Source organism: Leptothrix mechoopdaensis (SeqCode) (genome assembly GCF_053893855.1).
In genome coordinates this window covers 507,287-529,369 of the sequence record NZ_CM132699.1, presented here as the reverse complement: position 1 = coordinate 529,369, position 22,083 = coordinate 507,287, and the positions used below count along the sequence as shown (strand labels likewise).

Genomic DNA, 22,083 nt, shown 5'->3' with positions numbered 1-22,083 from the left:
TTGCTCCAAAGAGCCCTGACCAAATTAATGATGCCTTGACCTGCTACTGCGGAGTTATCCCAACCGACATATTAGGTCTGATGTCCGTGCAGGAATTCGACCGCTGCAGCAACTAAGCTGGTGGTTCCTACCCCACGGGCCATGACCAAATTCTCCTTCTGACTGCTGGCCTTCACACAGTAGTAGGCGGCGTGCTTGCTGCATCGCCAGGCGAAGACAAACACATTGGCTTTATGGGCCAAGGCCTTGAGCCTATCGGTACAAACTTGGTCGGCGTTGGTGTCTATGACCCAGTGGGGATGTAGCGACTTCAAGATCTCCACGGCGCGCCGTGTGGCGGCTTCGTCCAGACTGTAGATCGCGACCCGGTAGGGTGTCCCGTCGGGCGCCTGCGTCTCCTGGTCGGCTAAAGGAGTGGCCTCGGGCAACTCGGGCGATTCGAGTTGGGCTTCCTTGGCCAGCAGACGTAGTTGGTGGATCTGCAGACGGTCCAGTCGGGAACTGAACTCCTTACACGCCTGGATGACCTGGGTGAGAAGCCTAAGCCGCGCGTCGGTATCGCGGACCCGCCGCTTGGACAACGTGTCACAGACATCGAGGGCCCAGCCCAGTGCATGTGGGGACCGAACTACCCCAAAGACCTTGGACACGGTGTCCACCGCCTGTCGATACGATGCGTCGTCACCGCTCTCAATGATGGTCACAAGGATCTGATGGATCAGTTCCTGGTCCGTTCGCTGAAACACATCACGCGCCCGAAGCGCTTCCAGCATCTCGAGGTAGACCGGCACCAGCAGCGGGTTGGGATCGATACGCTCGATGAACAACTCGTGCCACAGCGGGTAGAGCCGCTCGAGCAGAGCCGGGTCGTCGACGGCAAGGTGCATCAGACACTCGACGGCCACCTTGACTACGTCCCTGTGCGCCAACAGCGCTGTCGGTTCGACCGAACGCACAAACTCCGCCCAGCGTTCGACATAGCGCTCTTCGGGCTCGTCCGTCCAACGAACGAAGGGGGAGGCCTTCTCAGATGGTCCCGCAGGAGGGCGGTAGCTGGCGCGAAGATTCGCCAGGCGCGTGGCCGATGCCGACTCGACGCTCGACCGGACGGCAGTCTCCGAAGCGTCCAGTCGAGTCAAGACAGCTGCAGCCTTGTCGGGGTCGACCGACTCCCGCGCACACGCGATGAGGCCCCGCAACACGTCAACGCTGTCCGGCAGGACCCACAGCAACTCCCAAGCTCGGTCGAACTCCTCGTTCGCAAGTGCCGCCCGGGCGGCTTCAAAGTCAGCCGCTCGGGGTGACTTTGCGCATCGCTCGCGCACCAAAGCGTCGACCGCACCAAACGCGCCGACCGGCAGCCCCTTTAGGAGTCGCTCACAGACCGCCCATTGAGGCTCGTCCTGTAGCAGTTCGTGGAGCACAAAGGCTTTGAGAACCGAGGGGCGGCGAGAGGTACGGCGGGTCTTGAAGAGCGGCAGAGCCGGTATGCCGATCTCGGTTCGGAACTGATCAAGAAGTGGTTCGAGCGTGGGGCCAGCCTCGAACGCCTGAGCGTGCTCGCGGTACAGCGCCTCCATCACATCGCCGTACGTCTCGGGTGGCAATTGAAGGTGAATCAACCTCGGCAGCAGCGGATGCTGAGAGATGGCATCCCAGCGCTCAAAGGCAGCGGCCAACCGAATCTCGAGGTACAGGCGGTTCTCTGCCGAGACCCCGAACCTCTCGCGCAGGGCCGCCATGGCGGCCTGGGCAGCGACTTCATTGCGTGCCAACAAGGCGCGATCGAACGAGGCGCGAAGCTGGTGAAACGTACTGGGTACGTACGACGGAGTCCGTGGGCGGCGGCTGAGCAGGTCCTCATAGAGTCGCCACTGGTTCAACAGCCGGGTGTCGCTGCGCGGATCAGGCGAGTCGAGGCGGAAAGAAAGCCAGCCTGCCGCTTCGATCAGAGGCAGTGCATGCTGGTCCGCCGTGTCCAGTGGCCGGCTCTGCGCCCTCTCCTCGGCAAAACTCGGCCCAATGAAGGCGCGCACTTCGTCCTGGAGCGCGCGCAGCATCTGCATCGAACTGGCACAGACAAACCAAGCCGTCGGTCCAGCGGCCGCTTCCCGGAAAGGTAAGAGCACGCCTCGGTCAACAGCGCCCGAAGCATGGCCCTTCAAGCAGGTCTGCAGCGCGCTCTGCGCCTGCGGATCGTCACTGATGGTCGCGCAGTTGCAGCGGTTGGGCGACGCAAAGAACGCGGCTTGCAGTGCCGCAGCCCGCTGACGGTGGACAAGGGTGTCAGTGCTACTCATAGAGGGCAAAGTGCACCCGGGCTGCAGCGACTTGCTCAGGATCGAACGAGACCGTCACGGCCTCTTCGTTGAGCGCCACACCGCTTTCTGTCAGATTCATCGAGCCGTCGATCAGAACCCGGTCTGTCCAGACGCCTTTGGTGTGCAGCAACGCATTGCGATCGGCCCAGCGCAGTTGATCGAGCAGACCAGCATCCCCGAGAGCTTCTTGAATGCGACGCTTGAAGACTCTGTTGTGATCGTCCGGACGGGTGTGGATGTGCAGTGTGGTGCCGTTGGCAGCGATGGCCACCAAGACCTCAACCAGACGAATCTCACGCTTCGCCCACTCGGGATTGAGGGTGGCGTACTGGCCGATTTGACTGTCGAAGACGACGATGTTGCTTATCCAGGGCGCGACGATGAAGACTTCTTTGCTGGGCGCCAACAACTCCTGGGCGAACACCATCGTCAACACTTCCCTGACGGCATGCTGCGAAGTCACCGCACCCTTGTAAATCTTGCGGGTACCGCTCATGCTGTGGCCTCCAACTCAAAGTGGAGGGCCACGGATCCCATTGCACGGACCACGGATGTCAGGCGAGGATAGACATTCAGGTACTCGAGCTGTACGGGCACCGTGGCGGCCAGGCAGATCACTCGCTGGATCTGCGCCGGGTCGGGGCCCGCCGAAACGACTGCCTGACCGGTTTGCTTGAGTTGCTGGTGCAGTTGCTCCTGCAGATCGGCGGCATCGGCGGCCAAGGCACGTTTGGGTGGCGACAGCCACGGTGCCAACAGGAGGCGGTCCGTAGTCATGGGCCTCTCGGCGAACCGCTCTGTGACCGGCAAGGCATGGGCCCGCAGTCCGTGGCCCCTGGCCCAGAGCACGCCCAGCAGCATGCTGAACCGCCAGGTCACGAGTTGAGCGGAAGGCACTTGGAAGTCAGCGGCCGCAAATGCCGCATCAATACGGGGGTCTTGGCTGAACACGGCGCACATGACGCGTGCATCGACTTCGACACCCAGTCGCCCCTCCAGGGCCTCCCAAGCCTGCAGCAACTCCGCAAGGAGTTGGTCCAGATCAGGAGGGCTGTTCGGACGAAGGAGTCGATTGCTGATCGCTGAAACGTAGCCGTGGAACACACCGTGGCCTTGGGCCGCCAGGAACTGTCGCAAACACAGCAGGCTTGCCTGAGCCTCTTGGGTGGACGATGCCGAGCGGACCGCCTGGGTTGCATCGATCCAGGCGGTCTCGGGCGTCGGGCCTCCGATTCGCTGGAGATAGTCCTGCAACTGGATGTCGATCTGCTCAAACTCCGAGGGCCCCAGCGCGGCTTCAATGCGGCGGTAGAAGTGATCCATCCGAGTGGCCATGACCTCAACCACCTGTTCGATGAGTCCGTTGCCGCCCGGGTTGGCCTCCGAGATCCACAACTGGACTTCGGCTCGCTCCTTGCCCTCCTCCGTTGGACCTGGATCGGTGTCGACCATGAGGTCGTCCGGGTCCACCTGGGGGCAAGCTTGCTGGATGGCGTCCATGAAGGCGGCCGCAAAGGTCTGCAGTTGGGCCCGTCGGAGCCAGTCATCCCAAGCGGCATCGATGGGCTCGGCCAGGATCTGGTGCGCCAAAGTGGCGAGGGCGTCGCGTGTCACAGCGTCAGCAAACGCGTCGGTCAACTTGGAACGGAGGCGGGGTTCCCTTCCCGGTACTAGGTGGTCGTCGTCGTCAGGCGCATCTGGGGACTGGAAGATCGTGACCAGGACGTCCCGCAGTCTGGGTTGCTCAGACGGTTGTCGCAGCCGGTCAATCGCCTGCCCCAGTGAGAGCTCGCGCTCCTGAGCGAGTGCTACCGCAGCCACCTTGAAGATCTGGGCCAGCCAACCTCGAAGGAAGACGTTGCCCACCGTGCCGGCCAGCGCCGGGCCATGCTGAGCTTCCCATTGAAAACGCGCGCTGCGGGCGGCGCGGAGAATGGAGGCGCCCTCCTGCAGAAGAGTTGCGCTCGGGGAAGCTGGGAGGTTCATGTGGAGGCACAGTGCGTCGGCCTCGACTTCGAATCCGATGCCGCAGGGCTTGCCCCCCTGGGTAAAGTGCCACAAGGCTGCGTGGTCGACTGTTTGGTTGCCTGTCGCCACGCGCAGATTGACGCTGGAGGCCACGGCGTACCGTCGCACCGTAGCTGCCGACTGGCTGGCGTGGGTGTGAACAGAGACGCGCTGCACCAGTCGGGCGATGCCGACTCGGTCCGAAGGAGCGTCGAAGACATTGCCCACGCGACCCCCAAACAGTTGGGTCCGCCAGATCAGTCGCGCGTTGGAGGTGTCACGCAGCTCCGGCCGCCGTGGGGGCGAGACAAGTCTGATTGCCACGGGGCGAAAGGCAGCGCACGCGCTCACCTGTCCGCTTTCGGAACGATGAAAGTCGAACTGGGGATCGAGGTCGTACCAGCGTGTGACGTCGACCTCACGAGCCGTCGTCACGGCCGCGAGATCGGCAGCGAGCTCAGCGTCCGAAAGTCCGATCCACAACGGCTGGTCCAGACGACGGGAGACCTTGCCCGGGGCCAGTTCGTTCAAGGCCTGCAGCACGGGCAGGGCCACGTCATCGAATGGACCGCCCTGAAGCTGGACCTCCGGCAGAGACAAGTCCGCAAAGAGCGTTCCCGGCATGAACTCGGGAAGCGGGTGGCTGTTTCGTCGGTCGGTGGCCGGTTGGCCATGGGAACGCCAGTTGGTAGCCAAGCGTCTCAAGGCGGTGGGCACGACGGTCAGCAACAGCGGGCGCGGATGCTCCCACAGCAGGGTGTCCACCTCCTCGCGCGAAAGGGCCAGCGCTTGAACGAGAAAGCGTGTGAGGTCTTCTAGTTTGGCTGGATCCCTGAGCAGGTTGACCAGCTGCTGCGTGAGGTAGGCTCGACGCAGGCGATCCTGCAGCCAGTTGCTACCAGCAAACTTGTGTTCGCCTGCAGGGCCGATCCGAATCGCCTCACTCTTGACTGCTCTCCACTGACTCGCATTCAGCGGAAAGCTCGACTTGTTCTGCTTGATCTGGTCCTCTGCCGGACGCGACCAGCCCTCCAAGCGTGTGGACTGTGGTCCAGACAGGTCCCGCCACACTGAACCTGCAGGCTCGCCTTGCTGCATGGCCACGCCGAGATAGTCGATCAGAGCATTGGCCGCCTGCATACGCCGGATGTAGCGGTTGCTCAGGGGCAGTTCACGGGGCGGCAATTCAGGGTCGAAGAACTGTTCGTATGCCTGATAGGCCAAGCGATCGCGGCCGTAGTCGGACAGCACCATGATTGTCCAGGGGCGCATATGACGCGTACGGCCTGCCCGGCCCTTGCGCTGCAGGAACTGCGCCATGTCTCGAGGGGCCTTGTGCTGCAGGACGACTCCGACTGCCGGGTCGTCATAGCCCACCTCCAGCGCCGCGGTAGCGACGACGATTTCGGCGTCGTGGCTGACACCGGTATCGAGCGCCGTGGTTCTCTCCACGCGATGCCGGGTGGACAGTACATGGCCATTGGCTTCGAGAGCCCTCCAATCTTGCCCCCCCTCATAGCGGCGCAGGCTCCCACCGGCGCGGCGCAGGTGGGCCAGTCCGCCGTTAGGGTGCCGGCGATTCGCGGGGTGACCCTGTTCGGAGCGGCCTTCCGCATCCCGGAGGTCATAGAAGAGCCGGTTGGTCGCGTCCAGCTGGTCTGTGAAGGCGAAACTGCGCCAGCCAGCAAACGGCTTGACTCCCTTGGTGAAGCTTTCCCGGGTGTCCAGCAGGCGAGAGGCGAGCATCATGGCCTGGATCGATGTCGACAGGAGCGCGGCCTGAGATACAGGGTCGCCTCTCAAGGCCAGCATGTACTCGGCGCCCTCATTCACCATGTGGTCAGGATTTGGTGCAATCTCCTCGACAACACTGCGGTCCAAGCCGACCAGCGAGGCAAAGAACGCAGGCCCATCGGCGATGGTCGCGGACAGCCCGACAAACTGGGTCTGACGGCGACTCAGGTGCGACCACCGCCGTAACAAGTGAGCCGTCTGCGCACCAAAGGTCCCTGTGTAGAGGTGCACCTCGTCCAGCAGCATTAACGCCGGCGCCATTGAGGCCCTGGGCCCAAGACCAAAGAGGTGTCTGATCTGCGAGTCGGCGAGCCGCTGGTTCATCATCTCCACAGAAGTGAAGAGGATGTCGGGCGGGTCCTCGATCATCGACCTGCGGGTGAACCGCAGGTGCAGCGATTCGACGACGTGCCCACATGTGACGCAGGTCAGGCGGCCCTGGCTCTCAGGGCCGCCTGCGCCTGCCAAACGCAGGCCTCCGCCACAGCCCGGCTGCGGGCAGCGAAAAAGGGGCACTCGCCCCGAGTCTTCTGCCACTTCTTCTCTATCGACTTCAGCGTTTCAGGGGTGTCCCCGTAGAGCACGCCGATGCTGAGCGTGGTCCCAACCTTGCCCAGATCCGCATCAAACTTGCGCGACTGTTCGTAGACCTCGGCGAGTTGGTCCTTCAGGAGTTCGTTTCGGGGGTATAGCGCCAGGACCCGAACTCCGCGAGCGCCGGGTTGGGCTCTTCGCTCAGCTGCCAACCACGATAGCGCTGGCAAGTAGAAGGCAAGCGTCTTGCCGCTACCCGTTCCCGCAGACACCAGCGTGCCTCGTGCGCCACGGCCCGTCAGGCCTTCAAGAATGCGGGCAGCCGCGTCGATCTGGAAGCGCGCGAACTTCCAATGCGGGCTGCCGCCATCGAACCACGTGGCAACGGCGGTCAGCACTCTGGGATCGGACACGCGCGCCGCAATGATCTCCCGTGACGCTGCGGTCGTCAGATTGCGCGCGGGGTACTTCCGAGGGCGCCACAGCAAGCGGTAGTCGGCCACCAGGGTGGCGGCACTCACCCAGTCCGGTCCCTCGTGCTGGCGCGGGAACATCTGGCGCAGGCGGGCAAACAAACGAACGCCTTCAGCCATGCGTGTCCGAAACCTCGGCGGTGTTGCCGGGCGTCCGGGAACAGCGAACAGGTGCCCGAGTTCGATCAGGCGTTTCTGGAGCGCAGCTTCCGTGTCGATCGTGCACTTCGGATCGGCGGCAATATCCTGGCGTTCGTTCAGGACATCTCTCAGCGTTTCCTCAACCTCCGACTCGCTCAGCGCGCTGTCGACCAAGCCCCAGACCAGAACGCGTACTTCCAGTCGCTCCAAGCGATCAAGAGCCGCTTCGGCCAAAGCCAGGTCGGGTGCAAGACTCACTGTTGGGCACTCCGAACGCGGAAGCGATCCAACTGCCCTTGCTCGCCAAGCCACTTCGCGACCGTCGGGGTGACGTGCGCGAGGGTCGCGGTGCCTGCATAGATGGCGTCATAGAATGCCTTGACCTCATCCGGCAAGTCGAATGCAAGTCGAGCGAAGGCCTGTCGACACGACGTCACATGAGCAGAGATCTGCACGAGGTCGTCATGGGATCGGGGGAGTTCCAAGCGTGCGATCGCCGCAAAGGCGGCGTAGCTGTCTTGATAGGCCCGCAGCGCATGGTCGTTGGAGGGCGTCGGCGGCGTCCGCGAGCGTAGGGTGGTCGGACTCTCCAGGGTGCCGAGTTGCTCCAGATGGGCGCGCCAAGCCTTGCGCCCCGCTGCATCGAGTTCCTCTGCGAGGCCTTGGCAGGCGTTGAGCAGGCGCGTCCAAGCCGCATCGTGGGTGAGTTCCTTGATGTCCTCCTTCTCGAGGAGGCGGGACAGCACCTTCTGTGCATTCTGGCGAAGCGCGCCTCTCTTCGAGGCCACCGTTGCCGCATCTTGGCTCGAGAGGGTCAAGGGTGCGGTCTGGGTACGCAGACTCATTAGCTTGGAGTGCCGAGCCTGCCACTCACCGGTGCGCTGCTGGACGTGCTTTAGGTCTGTGGCAAGTCTTTTGGCCTGTGCCAGCGACTTGATCTTGGCTTCCAAGGTCTGGCAACGCTGCACGAGAGTGGTCATTGCCCGACCTCCTTGGTGATCGACTCGAGATCAGTCTGCAAGCCTGTCAACATGGCCCCGATGTCCGCGCCGCCAAGAGTGCTCAGCTGCGAGTCGGCCGCCCGATCCAAATCCGGCAAGACCCTGTCGAGCAGCGCCAAGGCGTCGCTGATAGCAACGAGTTGCCGCATGTTCAGTGCTGACCAGGCCAGCAGACGTGTCTCGATCGATGACTCTGGGTCGGGCTCCTTGAACGCCAGTGCCTGACGGATCAGTTGGCGGGCCTCTTCAGCGGACAGCGTCTCGACCGCCCGCTTGGATTGCTCAAAATTGCCGGACTTGATCAAGGCAAACAGGCCGGCCTTTTGGGCTTGCTGAAGTTGTTCCAGCAGTTGTGTAGCAGGGCCGGCGCCCTCCCAATCACTGAGACGCTCGCGAATCGCAAGCAGGACGTGGGTCGTCGCCGCTGAGTATCGCTTCAGGAGTCCTTCGACGCGGGATGCATTGAACATCTCATCCGCGGCGGTCTTGAAGTCTCCCAATTGCGTGCTGATGAGCATCGTGCCGGCTTCTGGCAACGGCTGACGCCAGGCAGACTTGGTTCGTCTGAGGTCGATGGCCTGCACGGTGTCGCCGTCACCTTGGAAGCACCCTAAGGACCTGGCGACGATCGTGGAGACCGTAGCGCGGGCAGCTTCGGCACGGCCGATTACTCGGGCGATCATCGCGGCGGGTTGGGTATCCGCAGCGTCAGGCTCCCAGGGCGGTTGAATCAGACCGGCGAAATAATCAGACAGCGGGGGCGTACGGGGCTCGACCGCGTGACTCAAGCGCAGCAGGAGCGCCTGACGGTGAAGGAGTTTGAGGGCGACGCCGGCTTGCTGCTCTGCCGACGTGGTGTGCCAGGCAACGGCCTGTGCCTCGATGCGATCGAGCAACTGTTGAGCAATCGGGTAGTCCGCTTCGGCGTTTGTGTAGTCCCACGACTTCTTGTTTTCGCTCCAACGCTCCAGCGCAGCCAGGCCCGCCAGCAGCACGGGGTCCAGCGGTCTTGCTTCGGCGGCGACCACGAACTTCGGCTCGTTAGTGGGATTACCAACGCTTGCATACGGCAACCAGAGGTGAGCAATCTCGATCGACCTAGCCTTGAGACGGTATACGGACCACTCGATTCGATCCTTCAGGGCTTCAGCCAGCAACTTGCGAACGCGCAGTGCCGACTTCTGATCGATGCTGCCTAGCGACCAGGAGTTGAGGTACCCCAGTTCGGGTGCCGGGGTGGAGGCTGGAGGAGGAGGCTGCGGCGATACGGGCTGCGCTACCGGTGCCTTAACAGAGCCCTGGCCAACGCCTGAGGCCGCTCCTGCCACGTTTCCAAGTGGGGTGTCGAAGGGCCAGGGGAGGTCGAAAGCCTCGAACACGCCCTTGGCGGCCCGCGGCGCATCGCTGAGGTTGCCTGGATTGCCAGCCCAGTAGTCCAGCACGGGCGCGAGCCGCTCGAGTTGCTCCCGCGGCATCCCGCGGGCCTTGAGCGCGATCTGCACGGTCGCGTTGGGAGCGGCCCCTTTGAAGTTGGCCGGCGGAAAGGCCCTGCTCTCGTACAGCGATCGATGCGACAGGGTCTGGCGCAGGACCGTGTCGATGAAAGCACGGGGATTCAGGCGAAGTTCGCCGCCAGGGCTGAGCTCGCGGCGTGCGATCGATTCAATGGCGAGGTCAGACAGGGGGAAGAGCGGGTAGCCCTGGGGGCTCGCGCCAAAGGCCGAGAGTCTGTGAAGGTCGTCGTCGGACAGTTCTGTGGGGAACGGTTTGACCCAGCCTTCGATTTCGCCGGCCGGATTGACCTCGAACTGCTTGCGCAGGGCTTCTGCTCCCCAGCGAGCGGCATTGAGATACCGGCCTGCCAGCGACACCATCCGATCGATGATGGCTTGAGGCGTAGCCGCCGTATTGGGGATCAGCCACTCTTGTTTGGCACGCGTCAGGATGGTCTGCCGGCTGGGCAAGAAGCCGTCGGTGACCGCCAGGGCTGTCCGGATGGGGGCCCGCACGCGCACCCCACCGTGATCGCTTTCCGCGATCATCAGGTTGAGGAGAGGCTGCTGGATGCCCGCCAGGGCTGCGAAGTCCTCGATCAGCAGCACCAGTTCCTTACCCTCCTTGAGCAACTGCTGGCGGATGCCGTCGACAATTTCCTCGATCGTGCGCTGCCCCAGAGCCCGAGAGAACTGGAAGACATCCCGCAGAGCCGGATCCAGGGCTTCCTGAAGGATCTCGGCAGCCAGAGGCCGACTGGCGCCGTCGTTGCGAGTCAGCTTCTGCAGCGCTGCCTGAACCGTGCGGCGAATGCCATCGGGTATATAGGACTCCGGCGGATCCAGGTCGGCCGGCACGAAGCGGCGCTGCTCTCCGGTCTGCTGCTCGCTGCCCCCTTCGATCGTCTGGCGGACGATGCGCTCGAGGGGGGTGCGAAACCATTGATCGAAGACCTCGGGCTCGCGGATCAGGTCCCGCAATACACGCGTCAGGTCTAGTCGCTCGCGCAGTTTCCGGTCTTCGCGGTCGGTAGCCTGCAGCGAGGCCATGCCCTCGTCGAACCTCTGCTTAAGCACGAGGCTGATTGCCGTGCACAGCATTTCGGCTGCGTCACTGGGTCTGAGGTGATCTACCGTCTGGCTGAGTTCAGCCAGCAGCTTCGAGTAGGCCTCGCCCTGCAGCGGTTGCAGGATGCGCTCGACGACCTGGCGCAAGCTCGCAGTCTTGGGCACCAGAACGATCACCAACTGGTCGCGCCTGGGATGACGTTGCAACTGCGCATACAGCCAGCGGACAAGGTGGGACTTACCAACACCCGACTCACCGGTGATGGCCACCAGCACGGCGCTGCCGTCGCTAGCGTCTCGCATGAGGGACGCCAGCAGATTCGCCTCGGTAGCGGGTCGCTCGACCGCGCCATTGGCCGTCCGCGTGATCAGCGGTCCGGGTTCATGAACCGCCAGCAGCACCGCGTCGTCGACGACCTCGGCCTCGGTCCGGATGCACTCGGCGATGTTTTGTGGGCTGGGCCAGAAGTCACTGAGTGAAGTCATTGCGCCCCCCTGCGCGGTCGTTTGACCCAGGTGTAGCGATGGCTCGTCTGCGGTCCATCCCTGCCCGTCAGGAGGATGCTGCTACCCACATCCGCGCGAGAACTGAAGTTCAGGGTCTGGTTGACCATCAAGCAATGGAGGGCCCGTGACAACGAAGTCGACAATTGGGTGGCCTGCAAAGGCGGCAGTGCGTTGTCCCTCAACTTGTCCAACACGGCCTGGCGATAGCGGCCTCCGTCAATCACAGGCAAGACTTGGGCAAGCTTTTCGATCAAGTCTCTGGCTGGCATCTCCTCGCCGGGGCCGATGCACTCCGGCACAACCTCCGAGATGGCCAGTGTCGGATCGATATCGATCGCTTTGGGGTGACGGACGAATCCAAGAAAGTACCCCCAAGCCTTTAGTCCAACGACTCGCGCTTCGTTCTGCATCAAGGTCAGGTCTGTCCCGGAGATGTGGTCATTCGCGAGCGAAAACAGGTTCTCAGCACCCTGGCGGTACACGTCCAAGGCCAGCATCCAGGCCAATGATCGAGTCAGATCCGCCGCTCGGGCCTCTTCGCGGGCCCACAGGTCTCCATTGTTCGCTTCAGACAGCGCAACATGGCGAGCCTCCATCCGAACTGCCCGAACGATGTCGACCTCGCCTTTCATGTCGGTCGGAGGGGGTCGGTGAAGGGACAGTACCTTCGTGTCGGGATCCTCATTGAAGAGGCCCAGGTCGGTCCAGCGATTCAGAGTGGTTTTGGCGAGTCGCGCGTCTTTGACCACCGACTCCGGCGCAACCGCTTCAATCAACTTAATAGCGGTCATCGGCGCGCGTGCCTTGGCGATGGCCGCGTAGAGCACGACCAGTATGTTGGGCAGACCGTCGCTGGTAAGGTTCAGCAGGCTCATGGATTCAGGATCTGTAGGAAGTCCCTGGCCACCGTGTAGGGCGTGGTATCAATCAGTCGGCGCATCGGGTGATGGGGATGGGGCAAGTCTGCCGGAATCACCAGGATCTCCAATTGGGCGGGTGACAGCTTCAGGTGATTCCAGAGTTCAGCGGTGTCATTCTGGGTCCAGATCAGGATCCGCACTTCGCCCTCGCCTGAGGTCAGATGACGCAAGGAGTCCGGTAGGATCGTATCGAAGAAGGTCCGCATCCTCTGTTCGGTTGGGATGCTCTGCTTTACCAGGGGCGCGCTTGTCGCGGCGAAGTCGGGGTCCCATGCGACTGTATGGCAAGCCACCAGAGGCGCCAGTGCCGCGAGCAGTTGGGAGCAAGTCTGCGTGAAGTCCTTGTCTCGTGGTGCGGCGATCATCAGCAGGTTGCCCAGGGCTCGCATCTGAGTCATCCGATCCAGGGCGACCAGCGAACGAGGAGCGAACGCCGGCAGACGTGCAGCAACAGGCGCTGCATAGTGAACGGTCTCGCGACGGTTCTCCCAATGGAAGGCACATCCACCGCAGCATGTCGTGACCGGGACCCACGAATCTCCGCGGACCGAGTACATCTGGTTGAGGGCCACGGAGATCTCCAGGCGACCCGCGGCCACATCTCGCATGGCATTCAGGCCTCGCAGCGACGCCCGTCGGACTTCGTCACGCGCACGTGCCATCTCGCTGGCAAAAACGCCGGGATGCCGATGGCCATCGCTCAGGATCCGCACCGCCGCACGAGTGGCATCGCTGAAGTTGAGCGGGGTCTCGTCCTCAAGCACCTGATTAGATTGCATCGCAACCAACTCGATGAGTTGGGCTCGGGCCATGAGTGTCAGGGCGCGAACACTCCAATCCACGCTGGCTTCTGACTTGACCTGAAGATGGTACGGCAGTTGCGTCAGATCGACCCAGTACACCTCCGGGATCGTGAGGTGAGGTTGGGCTGCATCGACCATGCTGCTCCAGCGCTCGAAGGCCTTCTCATCGCCGATCAGCTTGGGCCATGCCAGACTGATGGCCTGCTCTTCGTCGCTGGGGGTGTGAAACAGCAGCGCAGCACCTGCCCTACCGTCTCGGCCTGCCCGCCCGACCTCCTGGTAGTACCGATCTAGAGACTCCGGCAAGGTGGCATGGATGACGGTCCGAACGTCACTCTTGTCCACGCCCAGGCCAAACGCCGACGTGGCCACCATGGCGTCAAGTTCGTTCGATCCCCAAGCCTCCAGGAGTCGCTTGCGTTCATCGGGAGGTGTTGCGCCCGTGAACTTGTTCACCCGCCTCATGCCTGCCTGGCGTAGTCGCTGCAGCCAGGAGTCGGCTTCGTCGGGTCGCGTGACATACAAAATGAAGGGCCTTGGGGCCAGTTGAACGGCCTCCAGCACCCGATCGACCCGATCCGGATCAGCACAAGGCAAGGTCGCATACCGGATCTCCGGGCGCAAGTGCACCGCAGAGACCACATGGACCTGGTGCACAGGGCCGAACAACTCTCGCAGGTCTCTGAGCGTGGTGTCAGTCAGCGTGGCTGAAGCCAGAACGACGCGGATGCCGTTGTGACTGGCACGGGATCGCAGCATGCGTATCAGTGCGGGGAGCAACTGGAACGCCGGGCGGAATCCGTTGCCCCAACCAATGACCAGATGGGCCTCGTCAATGAAGACCCGATGCAGGCGGGCCTGCGATGCGGCCTGCTCTAGGCCCTCTCGCAGGCTGCCGACAGCGAACTCGGGCGAGGCGAATAGGATCGGTTGCGTGCCTTGCCGGATCGCTTGGTGGACCTGGGCCCGCTCCTCCTTGGTCAGACCGCCATGAAAGGCCAGTGGCGGGATTTCCCGGTGAGGAAATCGCCGCCGCAACAACTCCTTCATCCGCGCAGCCTGATCCAAGGCAAGTGCGACCGTGGGCACGATGGCCAGCGTCATCTGACCTTCCTGCTCGACTAAGGGGGGCAAGTGCGCCAGCAGGCTCTTGCCACTGCCCGTCGGCAGGTTGGCAATGAGCGTGTGCCCTTCGGGCAGGTGCAGCAAGGCACGCACGGCTTCTCGCTGTCCTTGTCCTGTGTAGTTGGGCAGGCCCATAGACTCGAAAAGCACGGGGTCGGCGGCGACCTCGTGTCGGGGGCGAGACTGGATGGCCTGAAAGACGTCGTCAAACAGGTCGGCCTGCGTGTCAAGGAAACCCAGACGGGGCCATCGCGGTTGCACATTGAGCGAGGTGGGGCCAGGCAGTACCTCGAATTGCGCTCGCCGCCACTGGTCTGTGGTGGGCCATCCGTCGCTGAGAGGCACTCGCAGCCAAGGTGCCTGGCCATCCTGTGGCGCAACGCGTAGCAGCACATGCCGAACCAGGGCGATGCAGTCGGTCCCGGAAACCGAGGCCGGGTGCCGACCCATCGCCAGGAGCACTTGTCTCAGTCGCTCAAGGAGCGGGTCCCTCGCGGGAAGGGTCGGCACCGCGAGTGCAGGCCACTGGCTGCACAGGTTCATCAGTGCTGCGACGTCAAAGTCACCGCCGTCCGCTGAGTTCATTGGACGAACGGCGCGCTCGCCGACACGAAAATGGCGCCAGCGACGTCTGTGCGTACAGAGGGCACCCGAATCGCATCGTTCAGGCGTGCGAACAACACCTCTTCATCGTCCAGGTCGCGCTGTTCCATGACCCGCGCCACACCCGTGAGCCGAGTCAGCCGAGATTCGATCTGTGCAACGCGCGTCGCGTGCTGATTCCTCAAAGAGGCTAGGCCTCGGGCCCTTTGCTGGTGAACGAGATCGTGGCCGTTGATGTAGGCCAGAGCGCTGGCTGCGGCGTTCTGACAGTGGCGCTTCCACTCTAGCAACCACGGCACCGAGTCGATTTGCATCTGTAACGTCTGCCACCGCCGGGGATTGAGGTTGAAGTCACGACCGCGCAGGTGATCCGAGTTGCGATATTCCTCCAAAAGAACATCTGGGGGTTGCAATGTGGCGCCATCCGCCGCACTAACCCACACGGTGTAAAACTGGGGCGCGAAATGCTGCTCCGCTCTGCGCTTCAGGGCACGTACGGCGTCATCGTCGGACTCTGTGAGGTTAGGCTCAACGACAAAGTCAAAGCGAAACCAAAGATCACACCCGCTCGCGTCACGCGCTTCGAAAGCAGGCCGACAGCGCCACATTGCAAAAGCCCGTCCGCGATCGTCAGACTGACAGAACGTCGTCAATGACTCGACCAGCGGATCGCCGTATCTGAGCGATCGGAGCCCTCTTGATTGCCCTTGCTTTGACATCACGGTGTGACGACTGTAGGCGTAGGGATACGTGAGGGGCGATCTCGCCGTGCTGTGTCGTGACTCGGTATCAATGGTTCCAAGGAATTGACTGACAAAGTCCGGCAGAGACAACAGAGTCTGGCGGCTGTTGTCGCGGGTGTAGTTAAGACGGAACACCCGCTCGCCTTCAGGCAGGCTTCCCGTCCAAGCTTCAGGGCGACTATGAAACAGCAGCGCATTGAAAGCAAAACCATCAAAAGCGGATCGCCAGTCCCGCCACTGGCTATCGGCCTCTTGTAGGTGTTCGAATTCCTCGCTCTGGGGATCACCCATGGCGTCAAGGCTGTCTTGCTGGTCGATGCGGCGCCGCTCCCGCGCGGCCCAACCCGTGGAACCCGCCAACTGGTCCCGCCACCGCAGCAATCCGCCAACGCCTTCGTTGCACCAGTCTTGAACAGCTGTCTTGAGAGTACCTTCGACCAGGTACTGAAGGCTGGCTATTGAAACGTTGAAGACCTGCAGGCCCTCCGCCAGGCACTCGACCCACGCCACTTCCGCGGCATCGTCCCTGCAGACCGGAGCCAAGGATCGGATCGCATGGCCTACGCCAAAACGATCTAGACGTCCAAGGCGTTGCTCGATTCGATTGGGAGCGGGCGGAAGGTCGTAGTGGAAGGCCACTTTGTGGCCACCATGCAAATTGAGGCCCTCCTCGGCTCGGGCATCACAGACCAGCACCCGGCATCGATCCGGTTCGCTGAGAAACCGGCGCCAAGCCTCACCCTCCTCTTCCTGATCGGTGTCGGTTTCGTTGGCGGTGAAGTCGTGCCGAAGCACCTCCACAGTCTCGCTCAGTGCAGAACTTAGCGACGCGGTCAGCCGATCCGCTGTGCCGGACTCATCGCAGAACACCACCACTTGAACGCCAGGCGTCGACAGGCAGTCGCGAATGGCCGCGTGGGTGACCTGATCTCGTTCTCCGGCTTCGTCGGCGCGGCGCTTAAGCTCGTCGGCCTGTTGCGCCAGATCCCGAGCGCGCGTGTCGTAGATGCCCAGGGCCACGAGCGTCTTTTCAAGCGAGTCTGAACTCCCTGCGTGTACGGCGCTCGAGAAGAGAGCCTGAGTTGCTACTGGCGCTTCGTTGGCATTCAACAGGTAGACACGCAAGTCGTCGATCACCCGGTGGCGCTCGGATTGCCAGCGGCTGGCGTAACCCAGCGTCTGAAGTCCCTTGCGCTGCGGGGTGGCCCAGGGAACCGCCTTGCGGCGGTTGCGGAGAACCCGTCGGTGCAGCTTGTAGGTCTCCGAAAGATGCGCACGAAGATCGCCCAATGCAGCCAAAAAGTGCTCGTCATCCTCCTCTGGTAACGACTGCACGATGGGCCGTAGGGCGTCAACGCGCTTCATGAGAGTCGAGTCGTCGCCGAAGGTGTCACGCAATCGGTCGAGGTCGTCCTCCATGGCCAACACGTTCTCAGGTTGAAGCGACGCTGCAATCTCCGCCACTAATTGCCGTGATTGCACGCGCCGCTCGAACCCCGCCAAGTCGTCGAGCGGAAAGACGACCGGGTCGAGAAGATGGAGGATCCGCAAGAAGCCCTCCGTGTCTGCGAGCACTGGTGTGCCGGACAGCAGAAACAGCCGAGGCACCGATGGCGCATGCCTGCGCAGCAGTTCGTACAGCGGGTGAGCGGTATCGGCGGACTTGCGAGACAGGTGATGGGCTTCGTCGATGACGACCATCCCCGCCATCTGGATTCGCTCGTTGACACCACTCAAGTCATCGTTGGAAACGATCCAAACGTGGTCGTCGAGCCAGTCACGCAGTCCGAAGCGCTGAATGAGTTCGTTGCGCCACTGCGTCACCAGCGACGGTGGCACGATCAGCAGAACATGCGCGTCGGCGACGTCCAGGGTGTACTGGCGAATCAGCAGTCCAGCCTCGATGGTCTTGCCCAAACCGACCTCGTCGGCCAGCAAGTAGCGCTGAACGGGGTCCTGCAGTACCTTTCGCACGACGTTGAACTGATAGTCAGCCAGTTGGACCGACGAGGACAGCAGTGCGCCGATGCCGCGGCAAGCGGCCCGTTGGGCAGTTACAGCGCGCACGAACTTTGATCGAGCGGCCGCGAAGAGTGGAGTTTCAGTGACTTGGCGGATCAAAAAATCCGTAGGGTTGGCAATAGGTTTGCGCCAACGCACCTCCAGATCTTCTCTAGGCACGTTGGCAACAACCTTGTTCGGGAATGCCACCAAACACGTCGAGCCCTCGCCGTCGACGATCCGACCCACTTGCCAGCGACCGGTGTCCTGATCTCGACGGAAGACACGAGTCTGCTGCGGTAACGAAACGACTCGCACCTCCGCGACGTGGGCACTGATCTGGTGTGCCAGATCAGTGCCTGGCACGTCGAAGTAGGCGATAGTTGCCTTCTGGTCAGACACATCGACTAGTTTGCCAACCCCAAGCCTTCGCAACGGTTGGGTTGAGACGATAACAAACGCCCCAACAACACTCCTGTTGACGGTAGTCACCAAACAGATCTCCCCGATCTTTCTAGTTACTGTACAAGACTAGCCTTGGGAAGTCAGGCCCTCAAGTCGATGGGGCCCCACCGGTTCAATCCACACGAGAGTGCAGAACGGAACGGCGACTACAGATTGTGTTTGGGATGTACATCCCGTGATTGAGTGCGGGCCGATCATGACTCCCGAACCCGATCCGCGGTTGGTCTCGACCAGGCCGACGGTCGACCAGGGGTAGGCGGTGTCGCGGAAGGCGCGCCGGTCATCGCTGCCGAACAGCGTGGTCGCGATGCGCGGTTCGACGCGCGGATCCCGGATGCGGCGCACTCTGCGCACCCAGTCGGCGGGCGTGGCGCTGAAGGCGAGGTGGTCGGGGACGTGGGCCTGCAGCCGCTCCAACTGCGCCGCCTCGTCGAGCCGGCGGCGCGGAATGCGGCTGGCCTCACCACGCAACGGCAGCGGCAGGGCCCGGCCGCCGGCCCGCACGCCGTCGACCTCGACGACCACATCCCAGTGGGACTGGCCGTCGCCGCGGTCGACCCGCCCCAGCCGGGTGTTGACCTGGGGCTCACGCTCGGCCAGGACCTGGAAGTGGCGCTCGATCGCGATCGGCCGTTCCTTGGCCGCCTCGCACGCTCGGAAGATGTCTTCAAGCCGGTCGATGTCGACCGGGCGGGTCTTGCAGTCGTCCATGGCGGGTTCTCCTTGAAGTCTGGCAGCCATGGTCCGTCCGACGGTGCGGCGCCGTCATCCAACGAGCATGGGAGAAATGGCAATGGCCACTCCTTCGGCACCGCTCAAGAACAAGGCAACCGCCAAGTCGCGGCGGGTGCTTCAACGGCTCAAACGCACTTCGGCTTGTAGGATGGCCACAACGCTCTGGCAGTCACTTGCCGCGACGGCATGAAGCCCCGAAAAACGGGGGTACGACAGGGGGTAGATCAAGACATGACAGACTTAGAAGTTGTTCAAAAACAATCACTTAGGACATCCTTGAAACTCGCCACCTGGAACGTCAACTCCCTCGCCGTCCGTCTGCCGCAGTTGCTGGACTGGTTGGCCAGTGCGGCGCCGGATGTGCTGGTGCTGCAGGAGACCAAGCTCACCGATGACAAGTTTCCGGCCGCCGAGATCGAGGCGGCCGGGTATCGGGTGGCGTGGTTCGGGCAGAAGACCTACAACGGCGTGGCGCTGTTGTCGCGGGGGGATGCGGGGCCCGACGAGGTCGTGCGCAACATCCCCGGCTTTGCCGACGAGCAGGCCCGCGTGATCGCGGCGACGGTCGGCGGGGTGCGGGTGGTGGGGGGCTACTTCCCGAACGGGCAGGCGCCGGGCAGCGAGAAGTTCGTCTACAAGATGGCGTGGCTGGATGCCCTGCGCGGCTGGCTGGCCGATGAGCTGCTGCGGCATCCGCAGCTGGTGCTGATGGGCGACTTCAACATCGCGCCGACCGATGCCGATGTCTACGACCCGGTCGGCTGGACCGGCCAGATCCACTGCACGGTCGAGGAACGCGCGCATTTCCAGGGCCTGTGCGAGCTGGGGCTGGTCGATGCCTTCCGGCTGTTCGAGCAGCCGGCCAAGAGCTGGAGCTGGTGGGACTACCGCAACCTCGCGTTCCGCAAGAACCAGGGCCTGCGGATCGACCATGTGCTGGTCAGCGCGGCGTTGCGCGGGGCGGTGACGGCCTGCCAGATCGACAAGGCGCCGCGCAAGAACGAGCGGCCGAGCGACCACGCGCCGGTCTGGGTCGAGCTGGCCTTGCCGGCCGGCTGACGACCCGCCGGGCGCGGATCGAGCGACTTTCGTCACGGCGGCGGCGCACACGCGCCGCGCGGCCCTCCAGCGCGGCGGGCGGCGGCCGATGTCCACTCCATGTGGACCTGCACGCGCCCTCTTCGCCGTCGCTGGGCAGACGGCCTCCCGTCGACGCCGCTGGCGGGGCTTGCGCCGCGTGCGCCGTGGACGGTCCTCGTGACCGTTTCGGCGACCGCCGTGCTGACCGCCTGCGGCAGCCTGCCGCCGCCGTCGCCGGTCGTCTGCGAGCCACCGCCGCCCGAGCGCCAGCTGGCCACCGACGGCGCGGCCGTGAAGGCGCAGCCGCCGACCGCGATGCTGCCGTCCAGTCCCGGCCCGGGCCCGGCGCCGATCCCGCGACCGCCCGGTCTGCGCAGCACGCCATTCGACGGCCCGGACGGCCCGGACCCGAATCCGCCGCCCTTCCTGACCCGCATCCCCGACCCGGTGCCGCGCATCGAGTTCGTGCGCAACGGCGCGCCCAACAAGCCCTATGTCGCACGCGGCGAGAGCCATGTGCCGGTGCCGGCCGATGTCGGCCTGCGGCAGGAGGGCCTGGCGTCCTGGTACGGCCGCAAGTTCCACGGCCAGCGCACGGCCAGCGGCGAGGTCTACGACATGTACGCGATGACGGCGGCGCACCCGACGCTGCCGATCCCGAGCTACGCCCGGGTGCGCAACCCGGTCAACGGCAAGGCGGTGATCGTGCGCATCAACGACCGCGGACCGTTCCGCTACGGCCGGATCATCGACCTGTCCTACACGGCCGCGCTCAAGCTCGGCTTCGCCAAGGGCGCGGGCACGGCCAAGGTGATCGTCGAGGGCATCACGCACGAGGCGATCCGCACCGGCAGCTGGCGGCTGGACGGCCCGCCGTCGAGCGGTGGGCTGATCGACGGGGTGGGGCTGCACACGCTGCTGGCCAGCGTGGCGGATTGGTCGGCCGGCTCGGCGGGCGGATCGCCACACGCGCACACGGGATCGGGCTGGTCCGACCTGGGCCGCGCACCGCCTGACTGGGTGGCGGTGGCCGCGCCCTGAGCCGGGGCGGGCCGGTCGGCCGGCGGATTTGGGCGAACATCGCCCCATGCATCCACCCGTCGAACGCGCCAACGCCCGCCCGAACCTTGCCCTGTTCGCCAGCCTGGCCGCGCTGCTGTGGCTGGCCGCCTGTTCGACCACGCCACCGGCCCGCAGCCCGCAAGGCGGCGCCGGCCGGCCTGCTGCGCCGGCACCGGTCCCGCCACTGGCCTCCTGGGACGGCAGCCGCGATGGCGCCGAGGCCAACCCGCCGCCCAACCTGCACCTGGTGCCCGATGCCGAGCCGAAGGTCGAGCCGCTGCGCCAGGGCGGTCCCAACAAGCCCTACGAGGTCGACGGCATCACCTACCGGCCGATGACGGCCGACGAGCCGGCCATCGAGCGCGGTCTGGCGTCCTGGTACGGCCGCAAGTTCCACGGCAGGCGCACCGCCAGCGGCGAGCTCTACAACATGTACGCGATGACGGCGGCGCACCCGACCTTCGCGATCCCCAGCTACGCCCGCGTGCGCAACCCGGCCAATGGCCGCGAGGTGATCGTGCGCATCAACGACCGCGGTCCGTTCAAGGGTGGCCGCGTGATCGACCTGTCGTACACGGCCGCGCTGAAGCTGGGCCTGCTGGGCGGCGTCGCGCCGGTCGAGGTCGAGCGGCTGACGCACGAGGCGATCCGCACCGGCAGCTGGCGCCGTGACGACGACGCTGCGACGCTGGCGCAGGCCGATCCGGCACCGGCGGAGACCACCCCGCCGCAGCGGGTCGCCCCGGCCGCGCCGGCCACGATCGGCCGGGTGGCGGCGCCGCAGACGAGCGAGAGCCGCAGCCTGGCGCCGGTGCCCACGCCTGTGCCGGTGTCCGTGCCGACCCCGCTGGTCGTCCCGACGATCGAGTCGTCCGCCGCCGCCGAATGGAACACCCAGCCGAGCCCGGCCGCCACGCGCGCCGCGCCGCCCGAGGTCATGCCGCAGGAACGTGCCGGCACGCAGGCCGCGCGCGGCTGGTGGCTGCAGCTCGGGGCCTTCAAGGCGGCCGATGGCGCGGCGCAGTTCCAGCGCAAGCTCAGTGGCGAGGCCGACTGGCTGGCGCCGCTGCTGACGCTGTTCCGCGAGCAGTCGCTCAACAAGCTGCAGGCCGGCCCGTTCCCGAGCAAGGCCGAGGCCCAGGCCGCTGCCGAGCGCCTGCGCAGCCAGCTGCAGCTGGTGCCGATGCTGGTCGAGCGCCGCTGAACC

At 64.2% G+C, this 22,083-nt stretch carries 13 protein-coding genes; 3 read left to right on the top strand and 10 right to left on the bottom strand.

What is annotated here, in order from left to right; translation table 11 throughout:
- Positions 1–71: 71 nt before the first annotated feature.
- The 10 genes from dpdD to ACWA7K_RS02325 are packed head-to-tail and all read right to left on the bottom strand — an operon-like array spanning position 72 to position 18,710.
- Positions 72–2,300, bottom strand: a complete 2,229-nt coding sequence (dpdD, locus tag ACWA7K_RS02370; RefSeq protein WP_456165284.1) for a protein DpdD — start codon at positions 2,298–2,300, stop codon at positions 72–74.
- Positions 2,293–2,817: a phospholipase D-like domain-containing protein DpdK gene (gene dpdK / locus ACWA7K_RS02365; RefSeq protein ID WP_456165282.1), complete on the bottom strand. Its 525-nt coding sequence runs from the start codon at positions 2,815–2,817 to the stop codon at positions 2,293–2,295. Before dpdK ends, dpdD begins: the two co-directional genes overlap by 8 nt.
- Positions 2,814–6,491, bottom strand: a complete 3,678-nt coding sequence (locus ACWA7K_RS02360; protein ID WP_456210313.1) for a helicase-related protein — start codon at positions 6,489–6,491, stop codon at positions 2,814–2,816. The genes dpdK and ACWA7K_RS02360 overlap by 4 nt, the downstream gene beginning before the upstream one ends.
- Positions 6,492–6,550: 59 nt before the next feature.
- Complete coding sequence (locus ACWA7K_RS02355) at positions 6,551–7,528, bottom strand: DEAD/DEAH box helicase (protein WP_456210311.1); 978 nt, start codon at positions 7,526–7,528, stop codon at positions 6,551–6,553.
- A complete protein-coding gene (locus tag ACWA7K_RS02350) occupies positions 7,525–8,250 on the bottom strand; it encodes a hypothetical protein (protein ID WP_456165278.1) in 726 nt (241 codons plus the stop codon). Before ACWA7K_RS02350 ends, ACWA7K_RS02355 begins: the two co-directional genes overlap by 4 nt.
- Positions 8,247–11,318, bottom strand: a complete 3,072-nt coding sequence (gene dpdH, locus ACWA7K_RS02345) for a protein DpdH (RefSeq protein ID WP_456165276.1) — start codon at positions 11,316–11,318, stop codon at positions 8,247–8,249. Before dpdH ends, ACWA7K_RS02350 begins: the two co-directional genes overlap by 4 nt.
- Positions 11,315–12,214: a protein DpdG gene (gene dpdG / locus ACWA7K_RS02340; protein WP_456165274.1), complete on the bottom strand. Its 900-nt coding sequence runs from the start codon at positions 12,212–12,214 to the stop codon at positions 11,315–11,317. Before dpdG ends, dpdH begins: the two co-directional genes overlap by 4 nt.
- Positions 12,211–14,730: a protein DpdF gene (dpdF, locus tag ACWA7K_RS02335; protein WP_456168658.1), complete on the bottom strand. Its 2,520-nt coding sequence runs from the start codon at positions 14,728–14,730 to the stop codon at positions 12,211–12,213. Before dpdF ends, dpdG begins: the two co-directional genes overlap by 4 nt.
- 38 nt (positions 14,731–14,768) lie before the next feature.
- Positions 14,769–18,026: a protein DpdE gene (gene dpdE, locus ACWA7K_RS02330; RefSeq protein ID WP_456165272.1), complete on the bottom strand. Its 3,258-nt coding sequence runs from the start codon at positions 18,024–18,026 to the stop codon at positions 14,769–14,771.
- A 39-nt stretch (positions 18,027–18,065) separates the two neighbouring features.
- On the bottom strand, positions 18,066–18,710 hold the full coding sequence (locus ACWA7K_RS02325; protein WP_456165270.1) for a hypothetical protein: 645 nt from the start codon (positions 18,708–18,710) through the stop codon (positions 18,066–18,068).
- 300 nt (positions 18,711–19,010) lie between these two features.
- On the opposite strand from ACWA7K_RS02325, the gene ACWA7K_RS02320 reads away from it, so the two are divergent.
- The 3 genes from ACWA7K_RS02320 (at position 19,011) to ACWA7K_RS02310 (ending at position 22,080) form a co-directional block, all read left to right on the top strand.
- Positions 19,011–19,793, top strand: a complete 783-nt coding sequence (locus ACWA7K_RS02320; protein ID WP_456165268.1) for an exodeoxyribonuclease III — start codon at positions 19,011–19,013, stop codon at positions 19,791–19,793.
- Positions 19,794–19,991: 198 nt separating this feature from the next.
- Positions 19,992–20,855, top strand: a complete 864-nt coding sequence (locus ACWA7K_RS02315) for a septal ring lytic transglycosylase RlpA family protein (RefSeq protein WP_456165266.1) — start codon at positions 19,992–19,994, stop codon at positions 20,853–20,855.
- A gap of 46 nt (positions 20,856–20,901) precedes the next feature.
- Complete coding sequence (locus tag ACWA7K_RS02310) at positions 20,902–22,080, top strand: septal ring lytic transglycosylase RlpA family protein (protein ID WP_456165264.1); 1,179 nt, start codon at positions 20,902–20,904, stop codon at positions 22,078–22,080.
- Positions 22,081–22,083: the final 3 nt, after the last annotated feature.

Coding starts and splice junctions, on each gene's coding strand:
- dpdD (WP_456165284.1), bottom strand. CDS start 2,300: ATGAGTAGCACTGACACCCTTGTCCACCGTCAGCGGGCTGCGGCACTG.
- dpdK (WP_456165282.1), bottom strand. CDS start 2,817: ATGAGCGGTACCCGCAAGATTTACAAGGGTGCGGTGACTTCGCAGCAT.
- ACWA7K_RS02360 (WP_456210313.1), bottom strand. CDS start 6,491: ATGATCGAGGACCCGCCCGACATCCTCTTCACTTCTGTGGAGATGATG.
- ACWA7K_RS02350 (WP_456165278.1), bottom strand. CDS start 8,250: ATGACCACTCTCGTGCAGCGTTGCCAGACCTTGGAAGCCAAGATCAAG.
- dpdH (WP_456165276.1), bottom strand. CDS start 11,318: ATGACTTCACTCAGTGACTTCTGGCCCAGCCCACAAAACATCGCCGAG.
- dpdG (WP_456165274.1), bottom strand. CDS start 12,214: ATGAGCCTGCTGAACCTTACCAGCGACGGTCTGCCCAACATACTGGTC.
- dpdF (WP_456168658.1), bottom strand. CDS start 14,730: ATGAACCTGTGCAGCCAGTGGCCTGCACTCGCGGTGCCGACCCTTCCC.
- ACWA7K_RS02325 (WP_456165270.1), bottom strand. CDS start 18,710: ATGGACGACTGCAAGACCCGCCCGGTCGACATCGACCGGCTTGAAGAC.
- ACWA7K_RS02310 (WP_456165264.1), top strand. CDS start 20,902: ATGCATCCACCCGTCGAACGCGCCAACGCCCGCCCGAACCTTGCCCTG.